This is a genomic window from Bacillus sp. YP1 (assembly GCF_000877815.1).
GTDB lineage: Bacteria > Bacillota > Bacilli > Bacillales > Bacillaceae > Bacillus > Bacillus subtilis.
In genome coordinates this window covers 66,269-88,342 of record NZ_CP010014.1, presented here as the reverse complement: position 1 = coordinate 88,342, position 22,074 = coordinate 66,269, and the positions used below count along the sequence as shown (strand labels likewise).

The 22,074-nt window shown below is 44.4% G+C and carries 22 protein-coding genes; 5 read left to right on the top strand and 17 right to left on the bottom strand.

The window, feature by feature from the left end; translation table 11 throughout:
* Nucleotides 1–47: 47 nt before the first annotated feature.
* From QF06_RS00425 to QF06_RS00400, 6 genes are all read right to left on the bottom strand, one after another.
* Nucleotides 48–1,139 carry a toxic anion resistance protein gene (locus QF06_RS00425; RefSeq protein WP_003234715.1) on the bottom strand — a complete coding sequence of 364 codons (1,092 nt, stop codon included), beginning with the start codon at nucleotides 1,137–1,139 and terminating at the stop codon, nucleotides 48–50.
* 15 nt (nucleotides 1,140–1,154) lie between these two features.
* Complete coding sequence (locus QF06_RS00420) at nucleotides 1,155–2,768, bottom strand: YceG family protein (RefSeq protein WP_015715205.1); 1,614 nt, start codon at nucleotides 2,766–2,768, stop codon at nucleotides 1,155–1,157.
* A gap of 84 nt (nucleotides 2,769–2,852) precedes the next feature.
* A complete protein-coding gene (locus QF06_RS00415; RefSeq protein ID WP_003234719.1) occupies nucleotides 2,853–3,626 on the bottom strand; it encodes a TerC family protein in 774 nt (257 codons plus the stop codon).
* 51 nt (nucleotides 3,627–3,677) lie between these two features.
* Entirely contained in the window at nucleotides 3,678–4,256 is a 579-nt protein-coding gene (locus tag QF06_RS00410; RefSeq protein WP_003241242.1) for a TerD family protein, read from the bottom strand.
* Nucleotides 4,257–4,290: 34 nt separating this feature from the next.
* A complete protein-coding gene (locus QF06_RS00405) occupies nucleotides 4,291–4,872 on the bottom strand; it encodes a TerD family protein (protein WP_003234723.1) in 582 nt (193 codons plus the stop codon).
* A gap of 21 nt (nucleotides 4,873–4,893) precedes the next feature.
* A complete protein-coding gene (locus QF06_RS00400; RefSeq protein ID WP_003234725.1) occupies nucleotides 4,894–5,493 on the bottom strand; it encodes a TerD family protein in 600 nt (199 codons plus the stop codon).
* 283 nt (nucleotides 5,494–5,776) lie between these two features.
* Between QF06_RS00400 and QF06_RS00395 the strand changes: the two genes are divergently transcribed.
* On the top strand, nucleotides 5,777–6,772 hold the full coding sequence (locus tag QF06_RS00395; protein WP_015715204.1) for an LLM class flavin-dependent oxidoreductase: 996 nt from the start codon (nucleotides 5,777–5,779) through the stop codon (nucleotides 6,770–6,772).
* Nucleotides 6,773–6,809: 37 nt separating this feature from the next.
* On the opposite strand, the gene znuB is transcribed toward QF06_RS00395, so the two are convergent.
* The 6 genes from znuB to rapJ form a co-directional block, all read right to left on the bottom strand.
* Entirely contained in the window at nucleotides 6,810–7,652 is an 843-nt protein-coding gene (znuB, locus tag QF06_RS00390; RefSeq protein WP_003246340.1) for a zinc ABC transporter permease ZnuB, read from the bottom strand.
* Nucleotides 7,610–8,305 carry a zinc ABC transporter ATP-binding protein ZnuC gene (gene znuC, locus QF06_RS00385; protein WP_014475714.1) on the bottom strand — a complete coding sequence of 232 codons (696 nt, stop codon included), beginning with the start codon at nucleotides 8,303–8,305 and terminating at the stop codon, nucleotides 7,610–7,612. Before znuC ends, znuB begins: the two co-directional genes overlap by 43 nt.
* 54 nt (nucleotides 8,306–8,359) lie before the next feature.
* Entirely contained in the window at nucleotides 8,360–9,319 is a 960-nt protein-coding gene (locus tag QF06_RS00380; protein WP_015715203.1) for a metal ABC transporter substrate-binding protein, read from the bottom strand.
* Between the two features lie 187 nt (nucleotides 9,320–9,506).
* Nucleotides 9,507–11,192, bottom strand: a complete 1,686-nt coding sequence (locus tag QF06_RS00375) for a glycoside hydrolase family 13 protein (protein ID WP_015715202.1) — start codon at nucleotides 11,190–11,192, stop codon at nucleotides 9,507–9,509.
* 24 nt (nucleotides 11,193–11,216) lie between these two features.
* On the bottom strand, nucleotides 11,217–11,993 hold the full coding sequence (locus QF06_RS00370) for an SDR family oxidoreductase (RefSeq protein WP_003234739.1): 777 nt from the start codon (nucleotides 11,991–11,993) through the stop codon (nucleotides 11,217–11,219).
* 106 nt (nucleotides 11,994–12,099) lie between these two features.
* On the bottom strand, nucleotides 12,100–13,221 hold the full coding sequence (gene rapJ / locus QF06_RS00365) for a response regulator aspartate phosphatase RapJ (RefSeq protein ID WP_015715201.1): 1,122 nt from the start codon (nucleotides 13,219–13,221) through the stop codon (nucleotides 12,100–12,102).
* Nucleotides 13,222–13,343: 122 nt separating this feature from the next.
* Here rapJ and cwlK point away from each other — a divergent pair, with 122 nt between their 5' ends.
* Complete coding sequence (gene cwlK / locus QF06_RS00360) at nucleotides 13,344–13,847, top strand: peptidoglycan L-alanyl-D-glutamate endopeptidase CwlK (RefSeq protein ID WP_015715200.1); 504 nt, start codon at nucleotides 13,344–13,346, stop codon at nucleotides 13,845–13,847.
* A 7-nt stretch (nucleotides 13,848–13,854) separates the two neighbouring features.
* On the opposite strand, the gene QF06_RS00355 is transcribed toward cwlK, so the two are convergent.
* Both QF06_RS00355 and QF06_RS00350 read right to left on the bottom strand, forming a co-directional pair.
* Nucleotides 13,855–15,216, bottom strand: coding sequence for a YcdB/YcdC domain-containing protein (locus QF06_RS00355; RefSeq protein WP_041520542.1), 1,362 nt, complete (start codon nucleotides 15,214–15,216; stop codon nucleotides 13,855–13,857).
* A 186-nt stretch (nucleotides 15,217–15,402) separates the two neighbouring features.
* Nucleotides 15,403–16,821 (bottom strand): YcdB/YcdC domain-containing protein, encoded by a 1,419-nt coding sequence (locus tag QF06_RS00350; RefSeq protein ID WP_015715198.1) that lies wholly within the window; start codon nucleotides 16,819–16,821, stop codon nucleotides 15,403–15,405.
* A 173-nt stretch (nucleotides 16,822–16,994) separates the two neighbouring features.
* Here QF06_RS00350 and QF06_RS21675 point away from each other — a divergent pair, with 173 nt between their 5' ends.
* On the top strand, nucleotides 16,995–17,126 hold the full coding sequence (locus QF06_RS21675; protein WP_003246334.1) for a hypothetical protein: 132 nt from the start codon (nucleotides 16,995–16,997) through the stop codon (nucleotides 17,124–17,126).
* A 22-nt stretch (nucleotides 17,127–17,148) separates the two neighbouring features.
* Nucleotides 17,149–18,213 carry a DUF4352 domain-containing protein gene (locus QF06_RS00345; protein WP_003234750.1) on the top strand — a complete coding sequence of 355 codons (1,065 nt, stop codon included), beginning with the start codon at nucleotides 17,149–17,151 and terminating at the stop codon, nucleotides 18,211–18,213.
* Nucleotides 18,214–18,251: 38 nt separating this feature from the next.
* Here the strand turns inward: QF06_RS00345 and QF06_RS00340 are convergent, their stop codons facing one another.
* The 3 genes from QF06_RS00340 to natA form a co-directional block, all read right to left on the bottom strand.
* Nucleotides 18,252–19,184, bottom strand: a complete 933-nt coding sequence (locus QF06_RS00340) for an aldo/keto reductase (RefSeq protein ID WP_015715197.1) — start codon at nucleotides 19,182–19,184, stop codon at nucleotides 18,252–18,254.
* Between the two features lie 135 nt (nucleotides 19,185–19,319).
* Entirely contained in the window at nucleotides 19,320–20,480 is a 1,161-nt protein-coding gene (gene natB, locus QF06_RS00335; protein ID WP_015715196.1) for a sodium ABC transporter permease NatB, read from the bottom strand.
* Nucleotides 20,481–21,221, bottom strand: coding sequence for a sodium ABC transporter ATP-binding protein NatA (gene natA, locus QF06_RS00330; protein WP_015715195.1), 741 nt, complete (start codon nucleotides 21,219–21,221; stop codon nucleotides 20,481–20,483). It abuts the gene before it with no gap.
* Between the two features lie 143 nt (nucleotides 21,222–21,364).
* Between natA and natR the strand changes: the two genes are divergently transcribed.
* The gene (natR, locus tag QF06_RS00325; protein WP_003234759.1) at nucleotides 21,365–22,066 is read left to right on the top strand and encodes a two-component system response regulator NatR; all 702 of its coding nucleotides are present in this window, start codon (nucleotides 21,365–21,367) and stop codon (nucleotides 22,064–22,066) included.
* The last annotated feature ends 8 nt before the right edge of the window (nucleotides 22,067–22,074 follow it).

Below are 22,074 nucleotides of genomic sequence, written 5' to 3'. Positions count from 1 at the left end.
TGATGTAATTGAAAAACCCCGCTTATGTTCCACAAGCGGGGTTTTTATTATTGCTGCAATGCTGCTTTTTTAATATTATCCTGAAGCTGTGCAATTCGTCTCGCGCCGTCTTCGCGGAGGCGTTTGTTTTCTTCCTCGATTTGTTTTGTTTCCTGCATGCCGCTGACAATCGTGTTCCAAGACGATTCGATCGTTTCAATATCTATGCTCGGTCTGCCGGCCATTCTGGCAATTTCAACACTTTGGCTCGAGATGTTTTCAGCATTTCGTTTCAGCATCTCGTTTGTCCGGCGGTCAAGTTCGCTCATGGAATCAGCCACAAGCTTTTGCCGCTTTACCGTAACAGCCTGAATAATGCCGTTTTTGAAAATCGGAATGGTAATGATAAACGCGGAGTTGATTTTCCCGATCAGCTTTGCATTTCCTCGCTGCAGGAGACGGATTTGAGGTGCGGTTTGAAGCGCCACCATCCGTGCCATGTCCAGATCATACACCCGTTCCTCAAGCGCCTGAATGCCGTTGCGCAACGTATCGAGCTGCATTTGCGCCAGCTGGTTCCCGCTTGCCGCTTTTTCCTCATATGAAGGAAGGATCGACTGCATCTCTTCCAGTTTCATCTGCCCGGCAACGACATATTTTTCAAGCTCCATATAGTATTTGATATTGTTTTCATACATTTCATCGAGCGTGTAGTTCGTCTTCGTCATCTCATCTTTGTATTTTGAAATCTCAACGTGGATTTTTTCAATCTCTCCGCCAAGTGTCTGATACTTTTTAAAGATTTTTTCAATCATGCTGCCGCCGCGTTTGAAAATTTTCGCCATTAATCCCTTTGGCTCATCAAAATCATTTTTGTCGAAGCGGTCCATGATTTTCCCAAGCTGAGTCAGCATTGTGCCGGAGTCTGTCACGCTTGTTGTTTTCATCATCCCTAAGATGCGGTCAGAGAACTTGGATATTTCAACGGCCGGCTCCTTGCCGTACTCAAGCAGCTCCATTTGGTTTTTGACGTCAATTTGTTGAGCAAGCCGCTTCACTTCTGGTTCCTGACGAAGCTGAAGACGGATATCGTCAGCTTTTTGCTGGGAAATCTCTTCATTTTTATCGAGAACAAGCGGATTTTGATTTTCTGTTGTCATGCTTTTCTTCTCTCCTTATTTTTGGGTAATGGTTCTGAAGAGCCTTTTCACAAGCGAAGGCTCTTTGTAGTCCTGCTGAAACACCATGTCATCCAGCCAGTGGATATCATACTGGTCATCTTCAATAAACTGCTCAATATCTTGGTGTCCGGGCGGATTATAAATGATGATATCGATTCCAATTTCATTCAGGAACAGCAGGGCAGCAGCATCCGAACGCGTGAGTCCGCCGCTCATTTCCGTATGATATAAAACGAGTTTCGGAACGGTTTGCGCATAGTCGAACATTTGAATCAATTTCAGCAGATTAGCAGGCAGATTTGTTGTTTGTTTAAACAAATAGATTTGAACATCCTTGACTTGTTCCTGATGCAAAGCTTTAAGCCGCGGGTGCCTGCACATTCTCGAAATCGTTTTGGCAATGGCAGTCTGAACGCCCGCCGGCAGCTGTTTGTACTGCCACACATTGCTTGCCATCAGCTTGTCCGGATCAATGTACCCTTCTTGATCAAGTGCGTGGCTGTAGTGAAATTGATAGTTCGACTTTATTTCTTCTGTAAATGGAAAGCTTCTGACCATTTCTGTTTCCTGATAATCCGCTAGAGTATGAAGCCTGTTCCAATATTCCTTATTGTCTTTCGACACGCCCATAATTTTGGCGAATACATTCGGAATCTCAATTGAATGTTTATCAGCTTTGAAATTCGGCCGAATAAAGGCGCGTTCTTTCGTGATTAAAAACAATTCATCATAGGTCGTTTTCAGCGTAACGGACACCGGTGTGTGATCTCTGAACTGCCACGGCTTATACAGCATGGATTCCTCGTGATTCAGCACATGTTCAATTTCCTTTGTTGAGCGGTAAGCCACTGTTGATTTCCGGTCTGGTTTTTCTTTCGGAAACGGCTGAAGCTCCGAAACATCCGGGAGCTTTTCCGTAAAACTGAGCTCCTGCTTCGGGTCGACAAGCGCCAGCTGATCCGTTCCCGCTGGATGGAACAGTAGTACATCACAGCCGACCAGCATCAGATAATATAAGAAATAGAGCTGGCTTTTCGTCGCATCTCCATACCAAACAATCTTCGGCATCTCTCGCTCTATATCGGTTTTTTCCAGCCAAGGGTTCAGATGGTTTAAGGAAAACTTCGAGACATCAAGCAGCACTCTGCGAAAATCAGGATGATTCAGCCCCTTTTCATGACTGTCCGCAAAGGTATGTAAAAGCGTCATCAGCGCTTTTCTTAAATGGCGGTGCATCAGGGGATTTGAGTGCTTCGCAATCAGCTTTTCCCCGTCCAGAAAGGCAACAAAGCGGCTGACTGACAGCCCTTTTTCTTTCTGATTGATGGAATGAATATGCTGAAGCTTTTGAAATGTTTCCGGTTCGATTGTTTTATCAAGCGTTTCACTCAAAATCGTTATACGGTCGTTTACAGACAGCTCATACAGCTCGTTATAGTAGTCCGTCTCATCAATAGGCGTGCCCAATATCTGACCGGCAAGACGAGAAAAAGAAAGGCCTTGTGCAGTTTCATAGTGATCCCGCTCCGGCAATGGCTGAAACAGCAGGCTTTTCCAATCGCCATCAGCCGGAAGTGCTTTATGAATGGTTAGTTCTTCTTGTCTCATCATATCCTCCTTTCCGGTTTGTCATTGAAACGATATTTCGGTAACAAAAAAGGAAGGACATTGAACCTCCCTCCTTGTTTTGTTTTATTCTTCTTTTGAAGCGGCTGTTTGTTCGCGCACCTGCTTTTGTTTATTGATGTAGTGAATGATCAATGTTACCGCAAATGCAGCGATAATGATAATGAAGAATACGGAGTGCGGCATTTCGTAATGGAAAGCGCTCCCCGCCATTTTCAGCGCGATAATGCCGATTAAGACGAATGCTGTGTTTTCCAGCTCAGGAATTTTATCAATCAGCACAAGGAACACTTTTGCCACTGTACGCATCATTAAAATACCAAGCATACCGCCGATCAGAAGCACCCATACTTTTTCAGATACTGCAAACGCGGCCAGGATGCTGTCCACAGAGAAGGCAAGATCCATTAATTCTACTGAAATGACAGTCGCCCAGAAGATCCCAAACGTGCGGACCATCCAAGAGTTTTTCTTGATGCCGTCCGCTTCCTCTTCTTTTTCGCCAATCCAGAAGTGCTTAATGACGAGCCAAGCCAGGTAAAGCGCGCCAAGCACCTTGATCCACCAGAATTTAATGAGAAGCATACCGAGCCCGATGAAAATAAACCTGAAAATATAAGCTCCAAACAAACCATACGTTAACGCTTTTTTCCGCTGTTTTTCCGGCAGGTGTTTAACCATGACCGCAAGAACAAGCGCGTTATCGGCCGATAAAAGGCCTTCCAGAACAACAAGGGAACCGATCAAACCCCAGGAAACAGGATCAGTCAGAACTTCCCCCCACATTTTCCAATCGAAAAATGAAGCATACGTAGACAAAATATGATGTAAAAAGTCCAAGTTTTTTCCTCCTATTAATTTGAAACGGTGACTTCTCTATTTGTCACTCGCTTACACTTGCAAACCGTAATTCCGGCACAATGCAGCCAGCCCGCCGGAAAATCCGCTGCCGATCGCATTGAATTTCCACTCGCCGCCGTGTCTGTAAAGCTCACAAACGACAACAGCTGTTTCAATGGAGAAGTCTTCTCCCAAATCGAAGCGAAGAAGCTCATTCTGCGTTTCTTCATCCACAACGCGGACAAATGCATTGGAAACTTGTCCAAAGTTTTGGCTGCGTGCTTCAGCGTCGTGAATGGTCACTGTGATGCCGATTTTCTCAATGTGAGCAGGGATTTTTGAGAAATCAACGATAATCTGCTCATCATCTCCGTCGCCCTCACCCGTGCGGTTGTCACCCGTATGGATGACACCGCCGCTCGGATGTTCAAGGTTATTATAGAAGACGAAATCGAGATCATTTACGCAGTTATCATGCGCATCAACTAAAAAGGCCGAAGCATCCAGGTCAAAATCGTGTCCGCCGGAGTACTTGTTTGTATCCCAGCCTAAGCCGATCACCGCTTTTGTCAGTCCCGGATTTGTTTTTGTTAAATCAATGCGCTGTCCTTTTGATAATTGAATGGCCATACTGCCTCTCTCCTTTCTGCTCTTCGTATTTGTCTTAACCGACTTGCAAACCGTAGTCTGTTGCAATGCGGGCAAGGCCGCCTTGGTAGCCTGAGCCGATTGCGGAGAATTTCCACTCGCCGTTATGTCTGTAAAGCTCCCCTGCAATGATTGCCGTTTCAATAGAGAAATCTTCTGCAAGATCGTAACGGATGAGCTCTTCATTTGTTTCTTCATTTACGATGCGGACAAACGCGTTTGATACTTGTCCAAAGTTTTGGCTGCGCGCTTCTGCATCGTGAATGGTAATAACAAATGAGATTTTATCAATGTTTGCCGGTACAGCGCTGAGATTTACTTTTACATTCTCATCGTCGCCTTCGCCAGCACCAGTCAGGTTGTCGCCTGAATGAACGACTGAACCGTTGCCGCCTTCAAGCTGGTTGTAGAAAATAAAGTCGTTTGGTGACGCGCATTTGCCTGCAGCGTCTAACAGAAACACACTTGAGTCAAGATCAAAGTCGTGCCCGCCGTCATACTTGTTCGTATCCCAGCCTAAACCGACAACAACCTTTGAAAGACCCGGATTTGTTTTTGTTAAATCTACTTTTTGTCCTTTTGCCAATGAAATTGTCATGTTTCATCCACTCCTTTTCTTTTATACGTATCGGCTGATAATATCTTCTAATCTCGTATCGTTCGTGCCTTCACCGATCGCCGCAAACTTCCACTCACTGCCGCTGCGGTAGATTTCTGCTGTAATCAGGCTTGTTCTGCCGGCGTAATTGTCTCTCAAATTGTACTTGAGCATTTCCTCGTGATTAGATTGATCAACTACGCGGATAAACGCATTTTGAATCATGCCGAAATCTTGTTTTCTTCTGACACAATCGTAAATGTTCACTACAAATACAAGCTTATCGATGTTTCCAGGCACTTTATCTAAATCTATCATAATTTGCTCGTCATCGCCCGCACCGTCACCCGTCAGGTTGTCGCCTGTATGCTGTACACCGCCGCAGCGGCTTTTCAGGTTGCCGAAATAAATCAGGTTTTTCTTATCGGTGAATTTTCCGTTTTCCAGCATCAGCACTGAAGCGTCACAGTCGATATTCGGACCGCCTCCGCCAAGCAGTTTGCTGAAGAATCCTCCGCCTGAGGACACTGGGTCCCAGCCCAGACCGACCATCAATTTTGACAGACCGGCTTTTCCTTTTGTTAAATCAATTCGTTGACCTTTTTCTAAAGAAATTGCCACACGATTCACTCCTACTCATCGAAATGTGAAGATAGTCACATTTATTTTTACGCTCACAAGGAAAATAAGCCGTAAATTACTAATATATACGTTTGTTATTATATCAAAGTTTCGTAAAAGTTAAGAATAATTGACGAAAAACCTCGAAAAAAAACTTCCATATTTGATATATGATTTGCAAATGCTATAAAGTGCGCTTCTTAAACAAACCATTTGACGCGGGCAAGTCATTTTGCCTATTCTGGTGTCACCATCTAAAAACAGACAGAAAGGAAGCGGCCTTTTGATTCATTTAAGCATACTTGATCAGGCACCTGTTTCTAAAGGAGAGAGCCCTGTGACAACTCTTCAGCATTCGGTTGAGCTTGCCCAATTAAGCGAAGAGTGGGGCTATAAGCGTTATTGGTTTGCCGAGCATCACAGCACGAAAGGACTGGCAAGCACAGCGCCTGAAATCATGATCGCCCGCATCGCAGCACAGACAAACACCATTCGTGTCGGATCAGGTGGCGTGCTTCTGCCCCAATACAGCCCATTTAAAGTGGCTGAAACCTTTCGCCAGCTTGAGGCCCTGTATCCAAACCGGATTGACCTCGGCGTCGGTCGTTCCCCCGGCGGCACGACAAAAACCAGGCTTGCATTAACGGACGGGGTGAAAAAAAGCTTAACCGAATTTAACAGACAGCTGCAGGATGTCTCTTATTTTCTAACAGATTCCCTTCCTCCCGACCATCCGTATGCCGGAATCAAAGCTGCGCCCCTTATTGGCACGGCACCCGATCTATGGGTGCTTGGTCTTGGTGAAAACAGCGCAAGACGCGCGGCGCACCAGGGGATTGGATATGTGTTTGGGCATTTCATTAATCCCGAGCGAGGAGAAAATGCATTCCGCATCTACCGGGAAAGCTTTCGGCCCTCAGCCCATTTTTCGAATCCATCCGCACTGTTTACGATTTTTGTCATTTGCGCAAAAACAGATGAAGAGGCAGAAGAACTCGCATTAAGCCAGGATTTGTGGCTTCTTCGCGTCGGAAAAGGCTTGGACAGCCGCGTGCCAAGCATCGAGGAAGCGAAAGCCCATCTCTACACAGCGTCCGATAAAAAACTCATAGAAGAAAACAGAAAGCGGATGGTGATCGGTTCTCCAAGCACTGTCAAACAACAGCTGTTAGACCTCACAGGCCGCTACGAAACAAATGAAATCATGATTCTGTGCAATGTGTTTGATTTTGAGGCGAAAAAAGAATCTTATGAGCGCCTTGCCGGATTGTTTCTATAAAAAAAGCAGTTTTCCCTAGGGAAAACTGCTTTTCATGTTATCGGCTTCTTTTTTTGCGCTGAGCTTCTTTTTTGATAAACGTCCAAACTCCCTGAACTGCAAATCCGATTAATAGCAAAACGATCAAAAGCAGGGTAATAGACGGACCTGGCGGCGTCCCGAGCTGATAGGATGATGTCAGTCCCGTAAATACGCTGAATAATGAAATGAGTATGGCTGTAATGAAAACCATGTTAAAGCCTTTTGCAATTCTGATGGCGAAGGCTGCCGGCAATACGAGCAGGGCCGATACAAGAAGGACCCCGATGATCGGAATAATGACTGAAATCGCAAGGCCTGTGACAATACTGAATGACAACGAGAGAACGTTTGTATTGATTCCCGATGTTTTGGCTGTTGCTTCATCAAACGTCAGCAGGTAGAGCGGCCTTCTCAGTACGATAAAATAAAGCAGGATCAGCAGTGTGATAATACTGATAATATAGACCTGCTGCTGGTTTACTGTCACAAGCGATCCAAATAGGTATTGATCGATGCTCATATTGGCTGTGCCTTTGGAAAGGCTGATTAAAAACATCGCGAAGGACAAACCAGCTGCCATTAAGATGGCAATGGACACTTCTGAATAAGTCCGATACGCCCGCCGCATGTATTCAATTCCGATCGCGCCGATGGTCACGACGACTATGCTTGCTGCGGTTATATTGGTGCTGAGAAAAAAGCCGATCGCAACACCTGACAATGAGATATGTGAAAGTGTGTCAGCCATTAAGGCCTGTCTTCTGAGAACGAGATACACTCCTAGTATCGGAGCCATGACGGCAATCATGCCGCCTGCTAGAAAAGCTCGTCGCATGAATTCCAAGTCAAACATTTCCATCCGCCTTTTTCTCCTCTCTCTAATCGAATCACTTTATCTAAAAATTGCTGTACTTCGTTTTGTTCGTGAGTAACCATCACAACTGTGCGGTTGTGATTTTTCACAAGGTGATGCATAAATTCGTAAAATCCTTTTCTGCTGTCGTAATCAACAGCTGTCGTCGGTTCGTCCAGCATCAGCAGATCCGGGTTGCTGGCGAGCATTCTGGCGATACAGATTTTCTGTTTCTGTCCGCCTGATAAATCACCGATTTTACGATGGCGGAGCTCCCACATTTCCACCATTTTCAGTGCTTTTTCTACTTCAAGATGATCTTCTTCATTTAAACGTTTAAACCATTTCCCTTTTGTATAGCGGCCTGACTGAACAAGCTCCAGCACCGTGCTCGGAAAGCCGGCATTAAATGAAGAAATTTGCTGCGGGACGTACCCTATGGTCAGGCGTTTCCCTTCTGTATTCCTTTTACTGATCGTCACTGTGCCTTCCCACGGTTTCAGCATGCCGAGCATTACCTTTATGAGCGTCGATTTAGAGGCGCCGTTTGGTCCAGTGATGCCGACGAACTCACCGCTTTCAATATCAAGTGATACTTTATCTAAAACAGGCGTATGGGAATAGCCGAAAACGATATCTTTCAATGAGACGAGATTCATGTTAATCTTCCTTTCTCACAAAGAAATAGTGTGCACCCTCCGGCGCACACTATCTTATGATTTAACCAATAGTGAATCTTTCAGGGCATCGAGGTTTTGTTTCATAATGTCGATATACCCTAAACCTTTATCCTGTTCTTCTTTGCTCAAGCCTTCCAGTGTATTCAGCACTTTTGTCTTTGCGCCGATTTCACTGGCGAGCGTATCTGCGACCTTTGAGGATGCAATTTCTTCAAAGTAAATAACTTTTACATTATGTTCTTTGGCATATGTTTTCAGCTTTGCCAAGCTGGCTGCGCTCGGTTCTTGGTCAGGTGAAAGCCCTGCAATCGGAACCTGCTTCAAGCCGTATTCTTTTGCCAGATAGCCAAAAGCTGTATGCTGCGTGATAAATTCTTTTTTCTCCGCTTTTTTTGCGGTTGTACGATATAGTTTATCAAGATCCTGCAGTTTTGCAATATATTCTTTACTATTTTTCTCATAGTATTCTTTGTTATCCGGGTCCTGCTTCACGATTTGCGCTGTAATATTTTTAACTTCCTTCTGTGCCAGAACAGGGCTGAGCCAAACGTGAGGGTCCATTGCATGACTGTGCTCATGCTCCCCATGATCATGCTCTTCGTGTTCTTCTTCAGAGCCTTCCATTAAATCAATGCCTTTGCTTGCATTAACGAAAACGGCATGGCCTTGGCCCATGCTTTTTTCAGCTGACGGAACCCATGTCTCCATGTATTCACTATTATAAACGAACAAATCAGCATCCTGAATGTTGGCAATGTCTTTCGGCGTCGGTTCCCAATCATGCGGTTCAACGGAAGATGGGATTAACAGATCCACATCGCCTTTGTCTTTTACAATTTGTTTTGTGAATTCATACATCGGGTAGAACGTTGTGACAACGTGCAGTTTATCATCCTTTGAATCCGCCGACCCTTTTGTTGATGAGTTGCCGCATGCTGCAACTAATAAAAAGCACGCTGCAATCACAAACAAACCGCTCCATTTTTTAAACATATCGTATATCCCCTCTTTTTCAGTAACTTTAAATCAAAATGATAACGATTTTGTAATCTTATATCATAATAAACCGAAGTCATTACGTTTTGCAAGAATAAATTTCATTTTCATTTATTCTTCCCGCCTGCAGAGCGAATATATGTACTAAAAAAACCCGGCTAAGAATGCCGGGCTACTTCAATCATTAGTTTGTTTTGTCCAGAAGATAGACCCTGCTCTCATAAGGCTGGAACACCATTTCGTCAGCAAGATCATCGTTGTTATAATTGCTGAGAAGCAGAGAGGCCTGAGCTTTGCCGCAGTTCTTAGGCCACTGAAAAACAGCCTGCTCTTTTGAAAAATTATTGACCGACAAAAGCTGCTGTTTACTGTTTTCTCTCATGTATACAAACAACTGCGGATCATCCGGAAGCAAAAGATCAAAGCTCCCTTTCATGAGGTCAGCATACTGCTTTCTCAGGCTGATCAGCTTTTTGTAATAAATTAAGACAGAATCAGGATCTCCCTGCGCTTCCTCCACATTGATTGCGGTGAAGTTCGGATTGACCTTCAGCCAAGGCGTGCCGTCAGTAAATCCGGCATTTTTGCCGCTGTTCCACTGCATCGGGGTCCGGGCGTGATCCCGGCTTTTGGCTAAGATCGATCTCATCACATCATTTGGATCATAGCCTTTTTCAAACACCCGTTTATGATACATATTGATCGTTTGGATATCTTTGTAGTCTTCAATCCGGGTGAACGGCGCGTTTGTCATCCCGATTTCTTCTCCCTGATAAATATACGGCGTACCCTTCATAAAATAAAGTACAGTTGCCAGCATTTTCGCTGATGCTTTGCGGTATTCCCCATCGTCTCCGAATCTGGACACAATCCGGGGCTGGTCGTGGTTGCACCAAAACAATGTATTCCAGCCTTGATGTTCAAGCTTCTTTTGCCATTTTGTCAAAACCGATTTTAAATCAGAAAGCTCAAGGGGCTTCAAATCCCAATGTTCTTTTCCGGGCTGCTGATCAAGCTCCATATGCTGAAAGTGAAAAATCATATTCAGCTCATGCTTATCTGTTCCCGTATATTTCAGGCCTTCTTCCGGTGGGACACTGCCGACCTCTCCGACAGACATGACATCATATTGGGAAAACACTTCATCTGTCATTTCTTTTAAATAGTCATGGATTCGTTCGCCATTTGGCTGAAAAGGCTTCGGCTCTGCCTGCTGATTGATATAGTCCTCATACGAAGGAAGATATTCTTTCTTAGAAATGAGATGGAGCTGATCAATTCGCAAACCGTCGACCCCTTTATCGAGCCAAAATTTCATCATGTCATACACCGCCTGGCGAACTTCGGGATTTTCCCAGTTTAAATCAGCTTGTTTGACGGCGTTCATATGGAGATAATATTCTCCGGTATGCTCCTCGTATTGCCAGACCGGACAGCCATAGTTTGAGAGCCAGTCCGTCGGCGGGCCGTTCTTTGTGCCGGGACGCCAGTAATAATAGCTGCGGTATTTGCTGTTTTTGTCCAGCTCCGCTTCTTTAAACCACGGATGCTCCACAGAGGTGTGATTTAACACAAAGTCCATCACCAGCTTTAATCCCCGCTGATGCACCTGGTCCAGCAGCTCGTGAAAATCGTCCATTGTTCCGTAAGAATCCATAATCGCCTTATGGTTTGTCACATCATAGCCGTAATCAACATTCGGAGAAGGATAGATCGGGCAAATCCAAATCACATCTGCCCCGAGCTCCTTTATGTAGTCAAGACGGGAAATAATCCCCCGCAAGTCCCCAATTCCGTCTCCATTGCTGTCCTGAAAGCTTCTCGGGTAAATTTGGTACACCACTGCATCCTTCCACCAGTCTGTTTTCATCCCGCAATCCCCCTGTTTTGTCTTCTATTCAAGCTGAGATGGATAAAGTGTCATTCCGCCGTCGACGAAAAGTGTTGCGCCGGTCACATAGCTTGCTTCCTCAGATACGAGCCAAGCTGCTGCTGCCGCCACTTCTTCAGGCTTTCCGAAGGCTTTCATCGGGATTTTTTTCAATTGTTTTTGCCTGCTCTCTTCCTTTTTCGTATCAACATTTGATTCTGTGGCAATGGTGCCGGGCGCTATCGCATTGACGCGGATTCCCTTATCCGCATAATTGAGCGCCAGCGTTTCCGTCATCATCTTGATGCCGCCTTTGGATGTGGAATACTGAACGTTTACAGGGCGCGGAATCTGTTGATGAACACTTGAGATATTCAGCACATTGCCCTTGATATTGTTTTTCATCATGTGGTTAAGTGCTGCTTTCGCTCCCAGAAAAGTTCCGGTAACATTGACATCAATCACTCTCTGCCAATCTTCAAGACTCATCTCATGCGGCATCGCCTCAACGCCGTTAAAACCAGAGTTGTTTACCATCACATCGAGCGTGCCGAAATGCTCTAATGCTGTGTCCAAGAGCGCCTGAATCCCCTCTTCTTTTGACACGTCCGCCTCAACTGCGACGGCTTTCCCTCCGTTCTGCTTAATGATTTCCAGGGTTTCATCGGCTCCAGACGGGTCGCTGTGGTAGTTTACAACAACATTCATTTTCTCCTGTCCGAACCGTTCCGCAATGGCTTTCCCGATTCCTTTTGAAGACCCTGTCACAATCGCTGTTTTTCCGGTTAAATCTTTGTACATACTTGATATCCTCCTCTGTTTCTCACTATGCAGTGGAAAATACCCTGTTTTTCCGAGTTGAAAACAGCACAAAAAAAGCAGAGAACCTGTAGTTCTCTGCCATTTCCTATTGAAAACGCTGCTCGGCAAGCTTCTTTTTAATATTCATCAGCCTGCGGTAAAAGAAAGCGGCGGACTCGTAATGTTCCAGCTGATTGAAACGTTCCGCTGTATCATGCAGCAGATCTTCGGCGTCAGCAAGAAGCTGTCTGGATTCCAGCAGGTCAAAGCATTCTGTAAGCACGTTCAGGTCGCCGCTTCCAAGATACAGCTCATGAATGAGGCGGAATTTCGTCAAGTACATGTCATCCTCCCATTCAGCCGCGCTCTTTATCCCGCGGTCATAAGCCTCTACTGCCTTGTCGTATTTTCCCTCTTTACAGTAGATATGGGTCAGTGAAAATACAGCTTGAACAGCTTGCTGAAAGTTGTGCTCCTCAAAAATGGCGGCGGCTGTTTTGAAATAGCCCTCCGCTTCTTTGTAATCACCCAGACTGTACTTACAGTGTCCGACATTATAATAGGCAGCGGCGATCATGTATGCTTCTTCAAGCTGCCTGGCATGATCTAAAGCGCTGCACAAGTGGGTCAGTGCTTTTTCATGATGATACACATCGGTCAAATTTCCGGCGATGATAAATTCACACTGAACCCGGCGGCGACCGTACAGTTCATATTTCGTATAGATATCAAGCGCCTGGCTCGCATAATTCATGGAAAAATACGTTTGTTTGATGTGATAATACACTTCTGCGACTTTAAAAAGAAACTCAGCTTTTTCGATCTCATCCTCGACATACTCGAGCTTTTCCTCGGCATGTTTATAATGGTCAATCGCTAATATGAAATTTTTCTGCTTGAATTCGTACATTCCTCTGAAATAATAAAAGTAGTATTCCAGTAAGCCCGTGAGTTTTTGCTGATTGCTTTCAATTTCGTTCAGCATATCAGAGAACGGAGGCTTGGTGTCGCTGTCTTTCACCGGCATCAGCTTATCAAGCATGATTCGATGCCGGAATTCCATCAAAGAAAAATATAAAAGCAAGTCCTGGTTCTCTTCCATATCTTCTAAATCGTATTCAATCTCCTGCTTTAACGCTTCTGCTTGATCTGCTTCAAATGCGCGAATGAGCTTGTACCATTCATTCAGCTTTACTGCTACTTCTTCTGATGGAATCTTTGCTCTCATCGGTCTGCCTCCTTCCTCCTGCTACTATTTATGTTATATTTTATCATAGCTGTTCGCTTTTAGAGAGAGTCAATCACTTAAAAGCGTTAACATTCAGCACATCTTGAGAAAGTGAGACCGATATGAAGTTACCCGCAAAAACATTTGTTATCTTATGTATTCTATTTCTTCTAGATCTTTGTTTTAGTTATATTCGGCATGAATGGCATTCTCAAAACGCCTTGCAGGACATGCCTGTCCCCTCGGATCTTCATCCGATTGTGAAGCAGAATACCGATGCACTCAAAGCCGCTGCAGCGAATAAAGGCATTACCGTCGTCATTACTGAAGGATTCAGGTCCTTTAAGGAACAAGATGAATTATATAAACAGGGACGTACAAAAAAAGGGAATATTGTCACCTATGCAAGAGGAGGGGAATCGTATCATAACTATGGTTTAGCGATTGATTTCGCACTTCAAAAAAAGGATGGAAGCATCATATGGGATATGGAATATGACGGCAATCAAAACGGAAAATCAGATTGGCTGGAGGTTGTCGAGATCGCTAAGACACTCGGTTTTGAATGGGGCGGGGATTGGAAACGATTCAAGGACTACCCCCACTTGGAGATGATTCCTAACTAGACACCCCTCACAGCCTTTTCTTTTTCCTTATGTGCGCATCAATATAGGAAGGGTAAACCGGCTTATAGACAAGTTTGCAGTGCTGGTCACTGCCTGCTGTAAAGTCAGGCTGCCATTCCAGCTTCACATCAAAAGCGGCTAAAAACGCTTCTCTTGCTTCTTCAGCGAAAACATCCGGCCTGTGATTTATCGCTTCCAATTGTTCAGGTTCAATATCAGGCGCCATAAAAGCGTCAATCAACCCAGTTTCCGGATTGACAATGATGCGGGCAGCGCCGAACCGCAGCGGCACTCCTTTATACCAGACAGAAAAATGGTTGCGGACTCTCCCTCTTTCATCAATTCGGACGGGATTCACCCTGAAAAACTCAGCCGCTCTCGGATAAAGGGCATACAAAAATTGAAGCGCTATCTCTTGGCATTCTTCCGTGGAGCATTGGGGGTTGTTCGGCCGCTCCATAAAAGAAAGCGCTGCTTTTAATTTTCCTGTTCTTTTATCCGTCTTCATTTTGATTGTGTTTTTATTTCTCGTTTCAAAATAGCTTCCTATGCTTAAATCCTTACGCTCCGGCGCAGCGCCTCTGCGCCACGTGCTTCCAATTTGTTCTCCAAAGTCTCTTTCACTGACTTTCTGCATATCAGAGGTAAAACCCAGCAAGGCAAATATATCAACTTCTTCCTTGTTCTGAAGCGGCGGCAGTGGCGCCGTGTTTTCTATTCTTTCATCTGCGATATGCTGGTCGGGCACAATTTCGTCTACATCTGCGGGATAGCTGTATCCCGGGAGAATCGGTTCATAAACAAGCCTTGGTTCCTGTTCGCCATCAATGACATCGTACATCAGCTCAAAAGACATTGTGTTTAAGTAATGGGACACAACCTTCTCTTTTGCTACAAATTCCGTCGGAACTTCGGCTTTATACCCTTCCCCGTAATATAGAAAGTGGACAATCTGACCGCTGCGTGTCATATCAATTAAAAAACCTGAATTGGGAATCGGAAGCCCCAGCTCCATTTTGGTATAGACAAACCGGATGTGCTGCCCCCGTTCTTCCTTGCCTTGAAAATGAAAATTCATAAATGTGCCGGGATGATTCGCAGCGGCAAACTGAAGAGCCGTCAGCTTCAGCTCAGCATCTGGAAGTTGTTTGTCTGTCTCGGAGCGGACAGTTGTTGAAAAGGTGAGCAAAGCGCCGTCATTTCTAAGTTCAACTGTAATGTGCTTTTCCGGATCTTTAGGGTCCTTCCAGATAAAATATGCCTGCCCGTTCTTCTTTTGCTTTTGGTCGTAATCTTCTATCTCAAGCTCATAATGCGTCGGTACATTTCCGATCTCCTGCGCCTTCTTTTTCAGCTGTTTATTAACCAATGAAGTCATCCCTTTCAAAGAGTCTACGACAAAGAGAATCCTGTTTATTATATAAAAAGACCTTTCTTCATTTAAAGTGAAGAAAGGTCCTTTTCTATTATTGTCATTGTTTTTTGAGATTCTTTCTGTTACTTTCATCACATACTCTCTTCTATATCTGAGGCAATTGCGTGACTTTTGGCTGTTTCACCATATGCTGAAGACAGGCTCTCCTGTATGTGCATCGATAAAATGCGGATACACCGGTTTATAGACGAGCCGGTAGCTGTGTTCTTCATCATCCCCGTACTCTCTTTCCCAGCCAAGCTCAACTTTAAAATGCTGCCAAAAGATAGACTTGGCTTGTTCAACTGAAATAGCCGGCACAGGATCAATGGTTGCCAGCTTATTTGGGTCAATATCCGGTCCCATATAAACGGTGATATACCCTGTCTGGCGGCTGACACAAATTCTGATCTGCCCAAATCGGATCGGAACCCCGTGACAATGCGCCTCAAATGTAAAACCAGCGACTGCGTTTTCTTCTTCATCATTTTCATCGTATCTGATCCTAAAATATTGATCGGCATTCGGAAATAAAGCAAACAGAAAGCGAAGCGCTATTTTTTCGCACTCTGCCAAAGTTACTGTCAGCGGCCCTTTTTTCTCCATAAATGACATGACGCCTTCGAGTTTTCCGGTTTCTTTGTGATAGATGGTTTTCAGCACTTGATGAGTCCGTCCCTTAAACCAGCTGTCCATGCTTTTATCCGCCGGCTGATAAACAGGGTCATCCGGATTCCGCCAAACGATTCCGATTCTCCCATTTCCCAAATCCGCTTCCCGCTCTTTGACAAACCCTTTTTCAATACCAATCATGCTGTCAGGATCGGCCTTTTCGCGGATGCCCTCGAATAAAGGGAGAGGAAAGCTCTCCGGCTCCCTGTAATCATCGTCATCATCAACTGCTTGTTCTTCTTGAACCAAATCCGCAGGTACGGTAATCGCCCTACATTCAGGCTCGTACACCAAATGCGGCTGATCATCTCCGTTTTTGTAAACAGAACGATGGAGAACCTGAAACAAAAGGTCGAACTCCACGTCCTTCTTGATAAAGGCAAGTGCCTCTTCAACATCCGCGACCCGCTTTGGCTTGATGATGCTGCCCGCTTCGCCGTAATAACGGAAGTAAACAATCTCACCTGATAAGGAAACATCAGCCATAAATCCGCTCATGGGGAGAGGAAGCCCAGCCTCCATTTGAACATATGAAAATCTCACTTTATCGCCGTATGCACGGTCATTTTCTTCACGAACAAAGGCAGAGAGTGCCCCCGGATGATGAGTCTCGACAAATTGGCGCATGATATCCTCTAGTTTCTCCTCAGACAGCCTTTCTCCGCTTTCAGGCTCAATATCACGGGAAAGGGATTCCAGCTCTCCGTCCGGTCCAAGCTCCACGATAATGCCGGTATTCTCATCCTGAGGATCTGCCCAACAAAAATGAGCTCTTTTATCATCACCGCCATAATCTTCAATTTCCAGTTTTAAGTGTGTCGGCACCCGGCCGATTTCCAGTGCTTTTTGTTTCAGTCCCTCTTTCTTCACAAAGGCAGCCCCTTTCATCCTTCTTAAGTTCCCTCCAACTAATCAAAAAGTAATAGTCTAAAATACACAGTTTTCTGAGTTTACCAGTTTTACCAGAACATTTTTCACCAAAAATAGGATGATGAACCTATTCAATATAAAAGCTAATAATCTTAAAATTAATTCCGTTGTAACTTTTTATAGGTCCATTCATGACAAAGGAGGGCGGAGTTTCCAGAAAATCCGGTGAAAACCGTGAGAAAAGAACTGATTTTTTTGGTTATATGATGCTAATCCATTCAAAAAGATCCATTTCTCAAAGACAAAAGACTCCCCTTTCCTAAACCATTTGAGGAGGAAAAATGAATGTTTCAGAAAAAAACGTACGCTGTTTTCCTAATTCTTCTGCTGATGATGTTTACAGCTGCTTGTTCCGGCAGCAAAACAAGCGCGGAGAAGAAAGAATCAGAAACAGAAAAAAGCTCAGATATAGCTCAAGTCAAAATCAAGGATGTCTCTTATACGCTTCCGTCTAAATATGATAAGTCCACTTCAGATGACCAGCTTGTGTTAAAAGTCAATGTCGCGGTGAAAAACACAGGAAAAGACCCGCTGAATGTAGACAGTATGGATTTCACATTGTATCAAGGTGATACCAAAATGTCTGACACAGACCCTGAAGACTATAGCGAAAAGCTTCAAGGCAGCACGATTAACGCTGACAAATCCGTTGAAGGAAATCTTTTCTTCGTTGTAGATAAAGGCAAGCAATACGAGCTTAACTATACGCCGGAATCTTACGGTGATAAAAAGCCAAAATCAGTTACTTTTAAAATTGACGGAAAAGACAAAAAAATCCTGGCGACGGCAGATAAGCTCCAAGATTCTGCAAAAGCGTTATCAGCTTATGTTGATGTCCTTCTTTTCGGCAAAGATAACGCCGATTTCGAAAAAATCACCGGCGCTAACAAAAATGAAATTGTAAATGATTTCAATGAATCAGCCAAAGACGGTTATCTCTCAGCTTCCGGCCTTTCCAGCACATATGCAGACAGCAAAGCGCTTGATAATATCGTGAACGGCATTAAAGAGGGATTAAGCAAAAACTCTTCCATTCAGGCAAAAACGACTTCAATCTCTAAAGACGAAGCAATTGTTGAAGCCACAGTTAAACCTGTAGATGCGTCTTCTCTTTCAGACCGTATCGAAGACAAAGTGAAAGACTACTACAGTAAAAACTCTAGTGCCAGCTATGAAGAGGCAGTGAAATACGCGCTTCAAGTCTACCCTGAGGAATTTAAAAAGCTTGGACCTGCTTCATCTGAAAAAACAGTTGAAGTGAAAATGAAGAAAAATGACATCGACCAATGGCAGCTTGATATGGATGATTACAGAGCAGCAGAATTAGTCGAAGCATTCATCAAAGAATAAAACACCAAAAGGAAATAGCCTTGACGGCTATTTCCTTTTTATTTAAAAATGTCGCTGATGAAATTCACTTCGTCTTCGGTAAGTTCAATGTTCAAGGTTTTCAGGTTATCCTGTAATTGCTCAGGTCGTTTAGCTCCTGGAATAATGGCATCAATCGCCGGTCTCGTTAACAGCCACGCCAAGGCGACATGTGCCGTATCCGCTTGTTTTTCCTCCGCTACTGCTTTCAGCTTATCTACTTTTTTGAGATTGTGGATAAACGTTTCACCCTGAAATTGAGGTTTATCCTTTCTGAAATCATCAAAGACTGTGTCTCGCGTGAATTTTCCTGTCAGCAGTCCGGACGCAAGCGGAAAGTAAGGAATAAAGGAGATGCCTTGTTTTTCACAGTATGGAAGAAGCTCTTTCTCGGCATCACGCTGTATGAGAGAATATTCGGCCTGGAAGACCTCCAAATAGCCATCAGCATTAAAATCCTGCAATTGCTGATAATCGAGGTTCGAAGCGCCGATTGCTTTGATTTTCCCCTCATCCTTCAGCTCTTTCAAAGTGCCCGCCACTTCAGCGAGAGGTGTTTTTCCATCCGGAAAGTGAACATAATACAAATCAATATAATCTGTTTTCAGCCGCTTCAGGCTCTTCTCGACCTCGCTGCGAAGAAACTCCCGGCTATTGTCTAATTCAATGCTGCCGTCCACTTCTTTATGAGCTCCTTTGGTGGAGATGATGAGCTCATTCCGCACGCCGCGTTCCTGTACGACTTCGCCGATTAATTCTTCAGATCTCCCCAATCCATATATAAAGGCGGTATCGATAAAATTGACGCCGCCATCCAATGCCGTGCGCACTAAATCCTTCCCTGTTTCATCATTTAGATTTGGAAATAGATTATGCCCGCCGACCGCATTCGCGCCGAATCCGATCCGCTTCACCTTCAGCTTCGTTTTGCCGAGTGTACGTGTTTGATCCATTGTTCCTTCTCCTTTGAAACCAATTTTGATGAAAAATAGTGCAGGGTCACTTTTTGTATTAGATATCCTTTTTCTATTTTCCTTCTTTTTTCAGGATATACAAAAAGGAGAAAGTGTATTTCTCCTTTCGCAAGTTTATTTTGGAAGAATCCATTTGTCTTTCAGGAAACAGGCTCTGGCTAGTAAAAAGAAGATGGCGATGAGCACGGCGATGGTTCCTGACGTAGACAAAATGGCAGCCGGGTCAATCATCCCGAATAAAAGCTGTTTAAATAACGCATGCAGGTTCAGAAACGGGATGAGAAAGTATGATAAGTCAAATTGGTTCGGTGCCTTGCTGAAGATGAAAAACATCGGGAACACAGGCAGAAAGACGACGAGAGACATATAACTTTGCGCTTCTTTTACCGAGCTGGACATGATGCTGATGAAAAGCTCCATCGCAGATATCAGCAATGCAGAGAGCACAATGATTAAGGCTGAAGCGCCGATTACACTCCACATATGATCTCCCAGCTGGAAGGCCGTTTTTAAATTTTCGGTAAATAACACGGTGGACAAAATCAAAAACACCAAAGCAAATACACCTGAAGCCACGCCAAAAGTGGAAACCGCAAGCCACTTGCCGACCAGCACTTTGTTTCTGCTGACTGGCGTTAATAGCAGCGCCTCGATTGACTTCCGGTCCTTTTCACCGGCCATGATATCAAGAGCGATCGGCATTGCGCCGGAAACAATGGAAGTCAGAATCAGCATGGGCAGAATGGCGGAAAGCATAATAGCGGAAGTCCCTTTCTCCTCATCCGCTTCCTTTTGCTGAATTGTAAACGGCTGGATCACCGATTGATCAATATGCTTATTTGTTAAACGTTGCTGCACAATTTCATTTTTGTACTGATCTAAGGCAGACTGCACAAGCTGCATGGCATTTGACGACCCTTGATCGATTGAATTGCCGTAAACATCAACCTTAAAAGGTGTCATGCTGTTGACATATGAGTCGAACTCTTTCGGGACGTTCAGATAGGCATCTGCTTTTCCTTCATCAACTGCCTCTTCAGGCTTTGCAAATGTTTTTACGCTGATTTCGTCAATCTCATTAAGCTTGCTTTCCAGTGCGGGCGGAAGCGAATGGCCGACAGCCAGCGTGTACTGCTCCCCTTTGTCGGACAGCATGCTTTCATAAAAAAAGACAAGTCCAAGCATCATAATCATCGGCACTAAGATTGTGAGTAATATCGTTTTTCTGTCGCGTAAAGCGTCGATCATTTCTTTTTTATAAATATGGCTCAGCATTTAAGAAATCCCCCTGACAAGCTTAGACATAAAGATGTAATTCAAATCCTCACTGCGCTCGCTCTCGTATAGTGATTCAAGCGCCCCTCGGTAAATCACCTCTCCGCTGTGAATCATGATGACACTGTCACAGAGCGCCTGCACTTCCTCCATAATGTGGCTGGAGAAAAGAATCGTTTTTTGTTCTCTTTTCAGCTGCTGTATAAATCTTCGGAAGATGTTGCTTGACGTAATATCAAGCCCAGTTGTCGGCTCATCAAATAAAATGATGTCCGGATCGTGAATCAGCGCTCTGGCAATGGCGACTTTCTGCCTCATGCCTTTCGAAAACCCGCCCACTCTCCGGTTCATATAATCGCGCATGCCGAACCGTTTCGATAAATCTTCTATTCTTGCTTTGATCTCGTGGCGGTTCAGCCCATACAGCCTGCCGAAGTATTGGAGATTTTCTTTAGCGGTCATCCTGTCGTAAAGCCCGGTTTCTCCTCCGAATAAGACACCGATTCTTTTTTTGACCTCAGCCGGCTGCTTGACCGTGTCAAAGCCGTCTACTGTGATTACACCCTGTGATGGTTCAAGCAAGGAAGCAATCATTCTCAGCATCGTGGTTTTGCCGGCACCGTTTTCTCCGAGAATGCCGACGACTTCTCCTTTTTCAATTGTTAAGCTTACATCTCGCACCGCTTTGACTACTTTTTTCTTATCCTGAAACCTGCGGCTGCAATCGGTCAGTGTAATCATGTCACAATCTCCCTTATCTTTATTTCTAGTAATGACTATATACGAAAAGCTGGATTAGTTGGATAAAGTTGTCGCGAAGAGTTCTTTTTATGTCGTGAAATGGGATAGAATAAAGATGATTCTATGTAACTAGGGGAATGATAATGGTAAAAGTCGGACTTGTAGATGATTATCGAGTAGATTTAGAGAAGCTGGAAGCGATCGTGTCCAGAATGCAGGACGTCGAAATTGTCTTTTCCACCGATTCAGCGAAGGAAGCCTACAGGCGGGTAAAGAACGGAGACATTGATCTGCTGCTTGCCGATATCGAGATGCCCCATATGTCTGGCTACGAGCTTGCTGATTTGATCAAATCCCATTCACTTGATGTGGATGTGATTTTTGTTACCGGCCACGGCGGTTATGCGGTTCACGCCTTTGACCTGAACGTCCATGATTATATTATGAAGCCGTACTATGCCGACCGTCTGGCCGCTTCCTTCGACCGGTACTTGAAAAAGAAAACGGAAACGAGTTTGAATGGGCGTATATTGATAAAGCAAAAGTCTGAAATGCACGTCCTGCAAAAGAAGGATATTATTTTCGCAGAACGGACGGGACGTTCGACGACGATTGTGACAACCGCCGAAGAGGTGCAAACGTATCAAACATTAAATGATATTAAAGGCGACCTGCCCGAAAAGGATTTTCTTCGTTCGCATCGTTCCTTTATTATCAACATTCATTACATAAAGCATTTTTCCGCTTATACCAAGCATTCATTCACAGTTTCCTTTGAGGGAACGTCTAAAAAAGCGATGATCACCAAGCAGCAGCTTGATTATTTTCAAAACTACTACTTTTGAGGAGTTCA

Excerpts from the sequence above, each read along its gene's own strand:
- QF06_RS00405 (WP_003234723.1), bottom strand. The coding sequence starts at position 4,872 with ATGACAATTTCATTGGCAAAAGGACAAAAAGTAGATTTAACAAAAACA.
- QF06_RS00375 (WP_015715202.1), bottom strand. The coding sequence starts at position 11,192 with ATGAAAACAGACTGGTGGAAGGATGCAGTGGTGTACCAAATTTACCCG.
- QF06_RS00340 (WP_015715197.1), bottom strand. The coding sequence starts at position 19,184 with ATGGATCAAACACGTACACTCGGCAAAACGAAGCTGAAGGTGAAGCGG.
- natB (WP_015715196.1), bottom strand. The coding sequence starts at position 20,480 with ATGCTGAGCCATATTTATAAAAAAGAAATGATCGACGCTTTACGCGAC.
- rapJ (WP_015715201.1), bottom strand. The coding sequence starts at position 13,221 with ATGAGAGCAAAGATTCCATCAGAAGAAGTAGCAGTAAAGCTGAATGAA.
- natA (WP_015715195.1), bottom strand. The coding sequence starts at position 21,221 with ATGATTACACTGACCGATTGCAGCCGCAGGTTTCAGGATAAGAAAAAA.
- QF06_RS00410 (WP_003241242.1), bottom strand. The coding sequence starts at position 4,256 with ATGGCCATTCAATTATCAAAAGGACAGCGCATTGATTTAACAAAAACA.
- QF06_RS00380 (WP_015715203.1), bottom strand. The coding sequence starts at position 9,319 with ATGTTTAAAAAATGGAGCGGTTTGTTTGTGATTGCAGCGTGCTTTTTA.
- QF06_RS00425 (WP_003234715.1), bottom strand. The coding sequence starts at position 1,139 with ATGACAACAGAAAATCAAAATCCGCTTGTTCTCGATAAAAATGAAGAG.
- natR (WP_003234759.1), top strand. The coding sequence starts at position 21,365 with ATGGTAAAAGTCGGACTTGTAGATGATTATCGAGTAGATTTAGAGAAG.
- QF06_RS00420 (WP_015715205.1), bottom strand. The coding sequence starts at position 2,768 with ATGAGACAAGAAGAACTAACCATTCATAAAGCACTTCCGGCTGATGGC.
- QF06_RS00345 (WP_003234750.1), top strand. The coding sequence starts at position 17,149 with ATGTTTCAGAAAAAAACGTACGCTGTTTTCCTAATTCTTCTGCTGATG.
- QF06_RS21675 (WP_003246334.1), top strand. The coding sequence starts at position 16,995 with ATGACAAAGGAGGGCGGAGTTTCCAGAAAATCCGGTGAAAACCGTGAG.
- znuC (WP_014475714.1), bottom strand. The coding sequence starts at position 8,305 with ATGAATCTCGTCTCATTGAAAGATATCGTTTTCGGCTATTCCCATACG.
- cwlK (WP_015715200.1), top strand. The coding sequence starts at position 13,344 with ATGAAGTTACCCGCAAAAACATTTGTTATCTTATGTATTCTATTTCTT.
- QF06_RS00370 (WP_003234739.1), bottom strand. The coding sequence starts at position 11,993 with ATGTACAAAGATTTAACCGGAAAAACAGCGATTGTGACAGGGTCTTCA.
- QF06_RS00350 (WP_015715198.1), bottom strand. The coding sequence starts at position 16,821 with ATGAAAGGGGCTGCCTTTGTGAAGAAAGAGGGACTGAAACAAAAAGCA.
- znuB (WP_003246340.1), bottom strand. The coding sequence starts at position 7,652 with ATGGAAATGTTTGACTTGGAATTCATGCGACGAGCTTTTCTAGCAGGC.